General features: G+C 68.5%; 12 protein-coding genes. 9 read left to right on the top strand and 3 right to left on the bottom strand.

The window, feature by feature from the left end:
- Positions 1 to 32 precede the first annotated feature (32 nt).
- The gene (locus AC1RCO_RS07065) at positions 33 to 983 is read left to right on the top strand and encodes a FecR family protein (protein WP_492617574.1); all 951 of its coding nucleotides are present in this window, start codon (positions 33 to 35) and stop codon (positions 981 to 983) included.
- Between the two features lie 126 nt (positions 984 to 1,109).
- Here the strand turns inward: AC1RCO_RS07065 and gspJ are convergent, their stop codons facing one another.
- Entirely contained in the window at positions 1,110 to 1,721 is a 612-nt protein-coding gene (gspJ, locus tag AC1RCO_RS07060; RefSeq protein WP_041117921.1) for a type II secretion system minor pseudopilin GspJ, read from the bottom strand.
- Complete coding sequence (locus AC1RCO_RS07055) at positions 1,718 to 2,179, bottom strand: GspH/FimT family pseudopilin (protein ID WP_492617573.1); 462 nt, start codon at positions 2,177 to 2,179, stop codon at positions 1,718 to 1,720. Before AC1RCO_RS07055 ends, gspJ begins: the two co-directional genes overlap by 4 nt.
- Positions 2,180 to 2,309: 130 nt before the next feature.
- Between AC1RCO_RS07055 and AC1RCO_RS07050 the strand changes: the two genes are divergently transcribed.
- On the top strand, positions 2,310 to 2,738 hold the full coding sequence (locus tag AC1RCO_RS07050; protein ID WP_011061043.1) for a type II secretion system protein N: 429 nt from the start codon (positions 2,310 to 2,312) through the stop codon (positions 2,736 to 2,738).
- A 3-nt stretch (positions 2,739 to 2,741) separates the two neighbouring features.
- Here the strand turns inward: AC1RCO_RS07050 and gspI are convergent, their stop codons facing one another.
- On the bottom strand, positions 2,742 to 3,128 hold the full coding sequence (gspI, locus tag AC1RCO_RS07045) for a type II secretion system minor pseudopilin GspI (protein ID WP_011061044.1): 387 nt from the start codon (positions 3,126 to 3,128) through the stop codon (positions 2,742 to 2,744).
- A 148-nt stretch (positions 3,129 to 3,276) separates the two neighbouring features.
- Between gspI and gspG the strand changes: the two genes are divergently transcribed.
- The 7 genes from gspG (at position 3,277) to gspF (ending at position 11,719) form a co-directional block, all read left to right on the top strand.
- Positions 3,277 to 3,726 carry a type II secretion system major pseudopilin GspG gene (gspG, locus tag AC1RCO_RS07040; protein WP_011061045.1) on the top strand — a complete coding sequence of 150 codons (450 nt, stop codon included), beginning with the start codon at positions 3,277 to 3,279 and terminating at the stop codon, positions 3,724 to 3,726.
- Between the two features lie 8 nt (positions 3,727 to 3,734).
- On the top strand, positions 3,735 to 4,715 hold the full coding sequence (gene gspK, locus AC1RCO_RS07035) for a type II secretion system minor pseudopilin GspK (RefSeq protein ID WP_492617572.1): 981 nt from the start codon (positions 3,735 to 3,737) through the stop codon (positions 4,713 to 4,715).
- The gene (gene gspL, locus AC1RCO_RS07030; protein WP_492617571.1) at positions 4,712 to 5,926 is read left to right on the top strand and encodes a type II secretion system protein GspL; all 1,215 of its coding nucleotides are present in this window, start codon (positions 4,712 to 4,714) and stop codon (positions 5,924 to 5,926) included. Before gspK ends, gspL begins: the two co-directional genes overlap by 4 nt.
- Positions 5,919 to 6,485 (top strand): type II secretion system protein GspM, encoded by a 567-nt coding sequence (gspM, locus tag AC1RCO_RS07025; protein ID WP_492617570.1) that lies wholly within the window; start codon positions 5,919 to 5,921, stop codon positions 6,483 to 6,485. Before gspL ends, gspM begins: the two co-directional genes overlap by 8 nt.
- Positions 6,482 to 8,866 (top strand): type II secretion system secretin GspD, encoded by a 2,385-nt coding sequence (gspD, locus tag AC1RCO_RS07020; RefSeq protein ID WP_065363918.1) that lies wholly within the window; start codon positions 6,482 to 6,484, stop codon positions 8,864 to 8,866. The genes gspM and gspD overlap by 4 nt, the downstream gene beginning before the upstream one ends.
- A 220-nt stretch (positions 8,867 to 9,086) precedes the next feature.
- On the top strand, positions 9,087 to 10,508 hold the full coding sequence (gene gspE, locus AC1RCO_RS07015) for a type II secretion system ATPase GspE (protein WP_015635436.1): 1,422 nt from the start codon (positions 9,087 to 9,089) through the stop codon (positions 10,506 to 10,508).
- Entirely contained in the window at positions 10,508 to 11,719 is a 1,212-nt protein-coding gene (gspF, locus tag AC1RCO_RS07010) for a type II secretion system inner membrane protein GspF (protein WP_011061051.1), read from the top strand. The genes gspE and gspF overlap by 1 nt, the downstream gene beginning before the upstream one ends.
- Positions 11,720 to 11,927: the final 208 nt, after the last annotated feature.

The following is an 11,927-nucleotide window of genomic DNA, read 5'->3' as shown; positions in this document are numbered from 1 at the left end:
GAGCCCTGATCAATCCGTGAGTACCTGCGCGCTTGAACATTTTTAGCATCTCCACACCCCAGGCCTCGGCGGACCAGCAGTTGCTGAGCGAAGCCCGGGACTGGCTGGTCCTTCTGACGTCGGGGCGGGCCACCGCCGCTGATGCCCGGGCGCTGCGCCAATGGTGCGGGCAAAGCCCGCAGCACGCGGCCGCCTTCGAGCAGACCAAGGCCCTGTGGCATTGCCTGCAACCGGCAGCGGCGCTGCTGGAACAGCAAGCGCGGCCGCGGCACTTTGGCCGCCGGGCCTTTCTTGGCGGCGCCCTGGCGGCCTCGGCGGCGCTGTTCATGGTGCGGCTCACGGTGCCGGGCGGCTTTGCCGGATTGACCGCCGACTTTGCCACCGAAGTCGGCGAACAGCGCCGGGTGGATCTGGCCGAGGGCGTGAGCCTGGAGCTCAACACCCAGACCCGCATCAGCCGGCGTGACCTGGGCGCGGGCGAGCAGGGCATCGAACTGCTGGAAGGCGAAGTGGAAGTCTTCAGCCAGCGCCTGCAGCCGCTCAAGGTCCAGGCCGGCGAGGGCTGGCTCAGCGCGCGCCAGGCGCGCTTCAACCTGCGCAACACCGACCACCAGGTGTGCGTCACCTGCATCGAAGGCAGCCTGCAAGTGGACGTGGCCGGGCGCAGCATTGGCCTGGACAGCGGCCGCCAGCTGACCTACGACCCGCGCAGCATCGGCGAGCCCCAGCTGGTGGACATCCACAGCGTGATTGCCTGGCGCGAGCAGGTCCTGGTGTTCGACAACGCCAGCCTCAACACGGTGATCAGCGAGATCAATCGCTACCGCCCGGGAATGCTGGTGCTGCTCAATGCCGAACTGGGCAAGCGCAAGGTCCAGGCGCGTTTCAACCTCAACCAGCTGGCTGGCGTGGCCTTGCTGATCCGCGACGCCTACGGTGCCAAGTGCACCGAATTGCCCGGCGGCGTGGTGCTCCTGAGCTGATCCGCGAAACACCAACAGCCCCCTGTAGGAGCTGGCTTGCCAGCGAAGGGGCCGGCGCTATTTGCCGAATTCTCAGGGCCTGGCCGCTACGCGGTTCGCCGGCAAGCCGGCTCCTACGGGAGAGGGTTATTGCAACGGCCCCAGCACTTGCCGGTAGCGCTCTTCGCCCTGGGGCGTCTGGCGCACCAGGCGGATCTCCAGGCCCAGGGGGCTGTCCTGGCGGTTGCCGCTGAGCTGGCGCCAGCCTTTGTCGGCATCCCAGACCCGTACTTGCAGGTCGCTGACCCGGTTCAGCACCGCCACGCCGTCGCGCGGCGCGGGCAAAGGGTAGCGGTCGCGGGGCTCGGCCACGGCGCGGTACAGGGTGTCGCCCTTGAGCCACCAGCGCACCCGTTGCAGGCCTTCCCCCGGGGTGGCGGCGCTGCGTATCACCTCCAGGCGAAAGCCCTTGCTGTCGGAGCTGCGCACGCTCAGCGGGGCCGGGCTGTCGGGCTCGGCTTCTTCGCTGTCGCCCAGGGCCGGCTCGCGCAGCTGGGTGCCGGCACGCAGGGCCACGTCACGTTCCAGCTGGTTGAGGGTGCGCAGCAGTTCTTCGGTCTGTTCGGTGCTGGCCTTGAGATGGCTGTCGGCGCGGGTGACGCTGTCCAGGCCGCGCCAGGCAATCAGGCTGACCACCGCCATCAGCATGATCGCCACCATCACTTCGATCAGGGTGAACCCCTGCTGCCGACGCTTCATGGCTGGGTCACCACCCGCAGTTGGCCGGCGGCGCTGCGTTCCAGGCTCAGGCTGTGCTGGCCGTCGGACAACAACAGGCGCAGCGGCGGGTTGATCCATTCGGCGTTCAATACCAGGCGCTGCCTGGGTTCGATGCGCACTTGCAGCGCCGGGGTTTCCCAGGCCCGGGGGCGCAGTTGGGGGTCGCCACGCAAGTCATCGATGCCGCCTCCGGATTCGCTGTGGCGGCTGAAGGCAAAGCCCTTGGCCGTGGCTCGCCAGGTGATCGGCCGACCATCGGCGCGGGCTTCGGCCTGGGCCACTTGCAGCAGTTGCGCCAGGCGCTCGGCGTCCTTGCGCAGCAGTTGCAGCGGGTCGGGCTTGATGCTCAGGCCCACGGCCGCGCTGGCAATGCCGATGATCACCAGCACCACCATCAGCTCGATCAGGGTGAAGCCTTGTTGCTTGCCTGCCTGCATCGGATTGCACTCCTTGGCCCTCGGACCAGCCTGCTAGACGCAGATGATCGTCCGGTGAAATAAAACCGTGAGAATTGAGCGGTAGGCTGGGGGCACGGACAAACAGGAGGTCCCCCCGATGCTACGTGCCATGTCATTCGCCCCGCGCCTTGATGCCCCTCGACTGCTGCAGTACGCGGCCTTGCTGGCGGCCCTGGGTGGGGTCGCCACCTGGTCGTCGCTGCTGCTGACCCCGGCCGAATCCCAGACCCCGGCGGTGGCGCCCCAGGTGCTGGCCGCGCGTTCCGACAACCCGGCCCTGCAGTGGTTTGCCAACCAGCCGGCCCAGGTGCAGATCAAGGTGTCCGGGGTCATGGCCGGGGCCCGTGGCGCAGTGGCGATCCTGCATCTGAACGATGGCCCGCCGCGCAGCTTCCTGGCCGGGGAAACCCTGACCCAGGGTGTGCGCCTGGCTGCGATCGAGGCCGACGGCGTGCTGATCGAGCGCGGCGCCGAGCAGTCGCGGATCAAGGTCAGCAAGTTGCCGGACTCGCCGGAGCTGCCGCGGTTGACCCGCTAGGCCTCACTGGCGTTGTACCTGCGGCCGGCTGACCAGGGTTTCCAGGCGCGCAAGCGGCGGCGCCTCGCGGCTGCGGTCGCTGACTTGCACCTGCACCCGCACCAGCCCCGGCGCACTGCCCGGGGCGATGCGGGTTTCGCAGCGCAGCTTGAGCCGTCCCTGGTCGCAGTCGAGGTTCTTCACGCCGCTGTTCAGGCGGCCTTCCAGGCGCACTTCGGCGACCCGGCTCTGGGCCGCCAGCAAGGCCAGGGATTTGTCCCGCAGCAGGCCATTGCTCTGGGTCATCAGGCCCGCCACGCGCACCGCCGCAGCCATCGCCACGGCAATGATGGCCAGGGCCACCAGTACTTCGATCAGGGTGAAACCAGCTTGTTTGCGCAGGGCTTGCATGGGCCGCTCGAGACCGGGAAACAGCCTCGCAGACTAGCCTGCGGGCTTGACCGAATGGCGACCGAAACTCCCGAGGTTTTTCAATACCACTGACATATCTTCTTGCAACACTGCGCGACGAATCGAACTTACGCCAAGGAATGTCGAGATGGATATCGCGCCTGTAACATCCCCGCCCCGAGGCCTGCGCGGCCAGCGTGGCTTCACCCTGATCGAGATCATGGTCGTGGTGGTGATCCTCGGGATCCTGGCAGCCATGGTGGTGCCCAAGGTCCTGGATCGCCCGGACCAGGCACGGGCCACGGCGGCCAGGCAGGACATCGCCGGGCTCATGCAGGCCCTCAAGCTCTATCGCCTGGACCACGGCAGCTACCCGAACATGAACCAGGGCCTGAAGGTGCTGGTGGAGCGCCCGGCCAATGCCAAGGACAGCAACTGGCGCTCCTACCTGGAACGTCTGCCCAATGACCCCTGGGGCCGCCCGTATCACTACCTCAACCCCGGTGCCAACGGCGAAGTGGATGTGTTTTCCCTCGGCGCCGATGGCCAGCCCGACGGCGACGGCGTGAATGCCGATATCGGCTCCTGGCAACTATAGGGCCGGTCGTGAAAGCCCATTCGCCCAGTGCGGCGAAGCAGCGTGGCATGGCCATCATCAGCGCCTTGCTGATCGCCGCGGTGGTGGCGGTGATCGCCGGGGGCATGCTTGCCCGGCAAACCTCTTTCACCCGTGCGGTGGAAGCCGAACAGGCGCGGATCGTCGCTGCCGGGGTGCTTCAGGGCGGCCTGGAATACAGCCGGCAACTGCTCTGGGACGCGCGCCAGCGTGATGTGTTGACACGCCTCGACCAGGCCTGGGCGCGGCCCATCGGCGACCAGGCCCTGGGTGGATTCAACGCCGGGTTCCAGGGCCACCTGCAAGACCTGCAGGGCAAGTTCAACCTGCGCAACCTGGTGTTCAACCAGCAGGTGGATGCGGGGCAACTGCAGAGCTTCCAGCAGTTGTGCCAACTGATCGGCATCGACGGCGCCCTGGGCCGGCGCATCAGCCAGCGGGTGATCGCTTCCTACCCCCAGCGCCTGCAGGCGCCAGCCGCCACCAGCAGCCATGGCAGTTTCAACAGCGGTCGCCAGACCTCGGCAGGCGCTGCGGCGCAGACCCTGGCGCCCAGGCAGCCGATGCTGCGCAGCCTGGACGACTTGCTGGGCCTTGAGGGCGTGACCCCGGAACTGCTGGCGCGCCTGGAGCCGTACGTGAGCATCCTGCCGGGCAATACCTGGATCAACGGCAACACCGCCAGCGCCGAGGTGCTGGTGGCGGCGGTGCCGGGCCTGGATCTGTCCCGGGCCCGGGCCCTGGTGGCCGAGCGTGACGCCGGGCACTGGTTCATCAACCGTGGCGACTTCGTCAATCGCCTGCGCCTGCCGCAGTTGCAGGTGGACCAGATCAAGGTCGGCATCACCAGCGAGTGGTTCCTGCTTCAGGGCCAGGCCCGCCGTGATCAGCGCCGGGTCAGCCTGCAAGCGCTGCTGCACCGTCCCGAGGACCGCATGCCCCAGGTGATCTGGTCGCGGGTGGGCGCATGAGCCGCCTGCGCATCGGCCTGCCGCCCCTGGACTTGTTGCTCGGCACCGAGCAGCCGCAGCAGTGCCGAGTGGATTTTGCAAGGCTCGATCGCGGCGGGCGGATCACGGATACCGGTTGCTGTGCCCTGGGCCAGCTGGGGTTGCCGGGCAAGGGTGACAAGCCGCCCGCAGTGGAGTGTTTCCTGCACCCACTGGACAGCCTGCTGACCCAGATCCCATTGCCGCAATTGCCCGCTGCGCGGATCAAGGCCGCGGTGGCCTGCGCTGCCCAGGCGCTGATCCTCGGCTCCAGTGAACAGATGCATGTGGCCCACGGCCCCCGCGATGCAGAGGGCCAGGTGGCGCTGAGCTGGCTGCCCCGGGAACGCCTGCAGGCCCTGGGGCGGCTGCTGGAGCAGGCCGGGTTGAAGCTCGCCGGCCTGTACCCGGCGCCCTACGCCTTGGCGGTGCCGCCCCCGGGGCAGGTCAACCTGTGCCTGCTGGACGAACAGTTGCTGGTGCGCCAGAGCGCCACCCAGGGCAGCGTGCAGCCCCTGGTGGCCGAGACCCTGGAGCAGTTGCGCGCCAGCGCCAGCGAGCTGTGCTGGATCGGCGAAGTGCCAGCGCTGCCGGGGCAACCATTGCCAGCGCCAGAATCCCTGCCGGCGCAATTGCGCTGGAGCGGCACGTCGCCTTCCTGGGGCCTGCACAGCGGCGCGCTGGCCGGCACCCGCGCCCCCCGGGGCTGGGGCCGGGCCCTGGGCTGCTGCGCCCTGGCGGTGGCGGTCTGGGTGCTGGGCCTGAACCTGTACGCCGCCCGCGAGGCAGAGCAGGGGCAGCGGCTCAAGGCGCAGATGAGCCAGCGGGTGAAGCAGGTATTCCCCGAATTGCCGGTGGTGCTCAATCCGTTGCAACAGGCTCGCCAGCAACTGGCGGCGCGCCAGAGCGGCGCTGCGGCGGACCCGAGCCAGGGCTTCGCCCACCTGCTGGCCCAGGCGGGGCTGGCCATGCCGTTCATGGTGGGTAGCGTGCAAAGCCTGGAGTTTTCCGGGCAGCGCTTGCAGCTCCAATTGTTGCCAGACACCCCGAAAACCGCCGACAGCGCCTGGCAGGGGGCCCTGATCCAGGCCGGCTACAGCGTCCAGGCCCAGGGCAATGGCTGGAGCCTGGCCCCGGGGCAGGCTCCAGCCGAAGAGAGCACAGCCGAGGCAACGGGGGAAGACAATGAATAAGGCCATGCTGGCGCCGTATCGGGCGCGCTGGTCGCGCCTGCGGGCCCAGGCCCTGGGCCACTGGAACGGCATGGCCCTGCGGGAAAAGCGCTTGCTGGGGGCTACTGCCCTGGGGTTGCTGGGGCTGTTGCTGTGGTTGCTGCTGATCCAGCCGCCGCTGAAGAAGATCGACTACTGGCAAGCCGAGACACCCAAGCTGCGCTCCCAGGCCGAGGCCCTGGAAGTGCTGCTGCACGAGGTCGCGGCGGGCCCTCGCAATGCCCCGGGCGAAAGCCTGGAACAGGCCCTGCGCCAGGCCCTGGATGCGGCCGGGCTCCAGGGCCGCTACCAGTTGCAACACGCGGATCAAGCCGGCCCCGAGAGCTGGCGGTTGACCTTTGAGCAGGCCCCGGCGGATGCCGTGGTCGGCTGGCTGCTGGGGGCTCCCCGGCAGTTTTCACTGCAGGTGGTGGAGGCTCGTCTGCAACGCGCAGACGCGGCCGCCGCCCAAGACTCGGCAGGCACACTGTCCGGGACCGTTCGCATGGATCAGGCGCAGGGCGCTAAGGAAGCTTCATGAAGTGGTCAGGTTCCAACTACGTGCGCCAGTGTCGCAAGGCCGCACCTTTTCTGCTGCTGGCGCTGGGGGCTTGCAGCAACACCACCTCCACCACGCCGCCGCCCTTGCTGGTGGACAGCGAGCTGGGCCAGCCCCTGGCCGACACCCGGCGCAGCGGCGATCTGCTGGCGGACCGCGAGCGCTTGCAGGCGCAACAGGCGCAACGGCCGAAAGTCCTGCACCCGGTGACCAGCAGCAGCCGCGCCCAGGGCACGTCGCGCAGCACCAGCGTGCCGCGCAATCCTCTGGGGGATCAGCCGGTGCAGTTGAACTTCGTCGACGCCGATATCCAGGCGGTGGTGCGCGCGCTGTCCCGTTCCACCGGCCAGCAGTTCCTGGTGGACCCACGGGTCAAGGGCAACCTGACCCTGGTCAGCGAAGGCCAGGTGCCGGCGCACCAGGCCTACGACATGCTGCTGGCGGCCCTGCGCATGCAGGGTTTCTCCGTGGTGGACGTGGGCGGGGTGGCCCAGGTGGTGCCCGAAGCCGACGCCAAGCTGCTGGGCGGGCCGATCTACAGCGCCGACAAGCCGGCGGGCAACGGCATGCTGACCCGCACCTTCCGCCTGCAATATGAAAATGCGGTGAACCTGATTCCGGTGCTGCGGCCCATCGTCTCGCCGAACAACCCGATCAATGCCTACCCGGGCAACAACACCATCGTGGTCACCGACTACGCGGAGAACCTGCAGCGGGTGGCGCAGATCATCAACGGCATCGACACCCCGAGCGCCATCGACACCGATGTGGTGGCGGTGCAGAACGGCATCGCCGTGGACATCGCCACCATGGTCGCCGAACTGCTGGAAACCCAGGGCGCCGACCAGACCCAGAAGATCAGCGTGATCGGCGACCCGCGCTCCAACTCCATCATCATCCGTGCCGGCAGCCCGGAGCGCACCGAACTGGCGCGCAACCTGATCTACAAACTGGACAACGCCCAGAGCAACCCCAGCAACCTGCACGTGGTGTACCTGCGCAACGCCCAGGCCGGCAAGCTGGCCCAGGCCCTGCGCGGGCTGCTCACCGGGGAAAGCGACAGCGCCGGCAGCGACGGCGCCCGGGCCATGCTCAGCGGCATGGGCGGCAACAGCCAGGGCGCCCAGGGCGCGAGCCAGAACAGCAGCGGCACGCCCACCGCCAGTGGCAACCTGAACAACAGCAGCAGCGGCAGTGGTGCCTACGGCCAGGGCAGCAGCGCCGGCCAGGGCGGCACGGGCCAGCAGAATGACCAGAACACCGCCTTCAGTGCCGGTGGCGTGACCATCCAGGCCGATGCCACCACCAACACCTTGCTGATCTCGGCGCCGGACCCGCTGTACCGCAACCTGCGGGAGGTCATCGACCAGCTCGACCAGCGTCGCGCCCAGGTGGTGATCGAGAGCCTGATCGTCGAAGTCAGCGAAGACGATGCCAGCGAGTTCGGCGTGCAGTGGCAGGCCGGCAATCTCGCCGGGCGCGGCGGCTTTGGCGGGGTCAACCTCGGTGGCAGCGGGCTGGTGGGCACGCCGGCGAGCAAGACCAGCATCGACGTGTTGCCCAAGGGCCTGAACGTCGGCGTGGTCAACGGCACGGTGGACATCCCGGGGATCGGCAAGGTGCTGGACCTCAAGGTCCTGGCCCGGGCATTGAAGAGCAAGGGCGGCACCAACGTGTTGTCGACGCCCAACCTGTTGACCCTGGACAACGAGGCGGCGAGCATCTTCGTCGGCCAGACCATTCCCTTTGTCACCGGCAGCTATGTGACCGGCGGTGGCGGCACCAGCAACAACCCGTTCCAGACCGTGCAGCGTGAAGAAGTGGGTCTGAAGCTCAATGTGCGGCCGCAGATCTCCGAAGGCGGCACGGTGAAGCTGGATATCTACCAGGAGGTCAGCAGCGTCGACCAGCGGGCTTCGGTGGACGCCGGCACCGTGACCAACAAGCGGGCGATCGACACCAGCATCCTGCTGGATGACGGGCAGATCATGGTGCTCGGCGGCCTGCTGCAGGACGGCTACAGCCAGAGCAACGACGCAGTGCCGTGGCTGTCGAACATCCCCGGGCTCGGGGTGCTGTTTCGCAACGACAAGCGCAGCGTGACCAAGACCAACCTGATGGTGTTCCTGCGGCCCTACATCATTCGCGACAGTGGCGCGGGGCGCAGCATTACCCTCAATCGCTATGACTTCATGCGCCGGGTACAGGGCCAGTTGCAGCCGGAGCGCAGTTGGGTGATGCCGGATATCCAGGCGCCGCAACTGCCGGCGGCGAGCAAGGCGATCCCCGGGGCAGTGCCGGTGTCCCTGCAGGGCGTACCGCAGACGCCGCGGGCGCCGATTCGCGCGGTGCCGGTGCAATGAACGGGGCAAAGGGGCCCCAAATCCGGGCTGCCAAGCCCTTCGTAGGCACCGGCTTGCCGGCGAAGCGGCCCGTGGATCGGGCGCTGATCTTGCTGGCGCCTGCGCTGGCAAGCCGGCGCCTTATGGGGGATACCCCCATTCATTTCCAGGCCGTCGGGCATCGCGGGTTTCACCGTGGCAGCCCACGCAATGGCGCCGCACCCCACAAGGAGCCACAGCCATGACCACCCAGTTGCCCTACGCCTGGGCCAAGTCCCAGCGCATCCTCCTGCGCCACACCGAGCAGGGCGCGGTGCTGCTGGTGTGCCCCTCGACGCCTGGCTGGTCCATCAGCGAAGCCCGCCGCCAGTTCGGCCCGGCGCGCCTGGAGCGGATTCGCGACGAGGAACTCGACGGCCTGCTGGCCACCGCCTACGCCGACACCGGCAGCGCAGCAGCGGTGGTCGGGGCGGCGGAGAACGAGGTGGACCTGGACCGCCTGATGCAGGACATGCCGGAAATCACCGACCTGCTGGACACCCAGGACGGCGCCCCGGTAATCCGCATGATCAACGCCTTGCTCACCCAGGCCGCGCGGGACGAGGCCAGCGATATCCATATCGAACCCTTCGAGACCCATTCGGTGGTGCGCTACCGGGTCGACGGCACCCTGCGCGACGTGGTGTCGCCACGCAAGGCGCTGCACGGCGCGCTGGTGTCGCGGATCAAGATCATGGCCCAGCTGGACATCGCCGAAAAACGCCTGCCCCAGGACGGGCGCATCGCCCTGCGGGTGGCCGGGCGGCCCATCGATATCCGTGTGTCCACGGTGCCCACCGGGCATGGCGAGCGGGTGGTGATGCGCCTGCTGGACAAGCAGGCCGGGCGCCTGCAACTGGAGACCCTGGGCATGGACCCGGACCTGCTGGCGCGCCTGGATACCCTGATCCGCCAGCCCCACGGCATCGTCCTGGTCACCGGGCCCACCGGCAGCGGCAAGACCACCAGCCTCTACGCGGCCCTGGCCCGGCTGGATGCCAGCACCAGCAATATCCTCACCGTCGAGGACCCGGTGGAATACGACCTGCCGGGCATCAGCCAGATCCAGGTCAACGCCAAGATCGACATGACCTTCGCCCTGGCCCTGCGGGCGATCCTGCGCCAGGACCCGGACATCATCATGATCGGCGAGATCCGCGACCTGGAGACCGCGCAGATCGCGGTCCAGGCCTCGCTCACCGGGCACCTGGTGCTGGCGACCCTGCACACCAACGACGCGGTATCGGCGGTCAACCGCCTGATCGACATGGGGGTGGAGCCGTTTCTCCTGGCCTCGTCGATGCTCGGGGTGCTGGCCCAGCGCCTGGTGCGGCGCCTGTGCAGCCAGTGCAAGGAGCAGGACCCGGCCAACCCCGGCACCTGGCGCCCGGTGGGCTGCCCGGCCTGCAACCACATCGGCTACAGCGGGCGAACCGGGATCCATGAGCTGTTCTGCATCGATGACGATGTGCGCAGCCTGATCCACCAGGGCGCGGAGGAGCAGGCCCTGCGTGCCGCCGCGCGCCGGGCCGGGATGTTCAGCATGCGCGAGGACGGTGAACGCTGGGTGCGCAGCGGCGCCACCGCGCCGGAAGAAATCCTGCGTGTGACACGGGACGCCTGATGAATCGCTATCGCTATGAAGCCGCCGACGCCCTCGGCAAGATCGAATCCGGGCACCTGGAAGCCGACAGCCAGGGTGCGGCCTTCGCCAGCCTGCGCAGCCGCGGCCTGACCGCCTTGCTGGTGCAGCTCGATGGCAACGGCGGCGACGGCGGAGCAGGGGGGCTGCTGCGCCCCAGGCTCTCGGACAACGACCTGGCCTGGGCCACCCGCCAGCTGGCCAGCCTGCTGGGGGCCAGCCTGCCGCTGGAGGCCGCGCTGAGCGCCACGGTGGAGCAGGCCGAGCGCAAGCACATCGCCCAGACCCTGAGCGCGGTGCGCGCGGATGTGCGCAGCGGCATGCGCCTGGCCGAGGCCCTGGCGGCGCGGCCCAGGGATTTTCCGGAGATCTACCGGGCGCTGATTGCCGCCGGCGAAGAGTCCGGCGACCTGGCCCAGGTCATGGAGCGGCTGGCGGACTACATCGAAGAGCGCAACGGCCTGCGGGGCAAGATCCTCACCGCCTTTATCTACCCGGGGGTGGTGGGGCTGGTGTCCATCGGCATCGTGATCTTCCTGCTCAGCTATGTGGTGCCTCAGGTGGTCAGTGCCTTCTCCCAGGCGCGCCAGGACCTGCCGGGGCTGACCCTGGCCATGCTCAATGCCAGTGATTTCATCCGTGCCTGGGGCGGCCTGTGCTTTGCCGCCATGGTCGCCGGGTTCTGGGGCTGGCGGGTGTACCTGCGCAACCCCCGGGCGCGCTTGAACTGGCACAGCCGGATCCTACGCCTGCCGCTGATCGGGCGCTTTGTCCTGGGGCTGAACACCGCACGTTTTGCCTCGACCCTGGCGATCCTCGGCAGCGCCGGGGTGCCTTTGTTGCGGGCCCTGGAAGCGGCGCGCCAGACCCTGTCCAACGACCGCCTGAGCCAGAGCGTGAGCGAGGCCACGGCCAAGGTGCGCGAAGGCGCCAACCTGGCGGCGGCGCTGCGGGTGGAAAAAGTCTTTCCGCCGGTGCTGATCCACCTGATCGCCAGCGGCGAGAAGACCGGCGCCTTGCCGCCGATGCTGGAACGGGCGGCGCAGACCCTGTCGCGGGATATCGAGCGTCGGGCCATGGGCATGACCGCCTTGCTCGAACCCTTGATGATCGTGGTGATGGGCGGTGTGGTGCTGGTGATCGTGATGGCGGTACTGCTGCCGATCATCGAGATCAACCAACTGGTCACCTGAACCGCACAACCCCGCCCGACCTGACCCCGTCCGGCCCGGTCCGGCCCGGTCCGTAGGCGCTGGCTTGCCAGCGAAGGCGTCGGCAGCGGCGATGCAGGGCTGGCGGCCCTCTTCGCCGGCAAGCCGGCTCCTACGAGAGCGAAGCGGTGGTGCGAAGCACAGGGCAGGGCAGCCATAAAATTTCGCGCCGCGTGCCTCACTCCCGACC

This window comes from Pseudomonas sp. GW823-FHT03E05 (assembly GCF_058796855.1).
The sequence above is the reverse complement of the archived record's forward strand: the minus strand, read 5'-3'. Positions and strand labels throughout refer to the sequence as shown.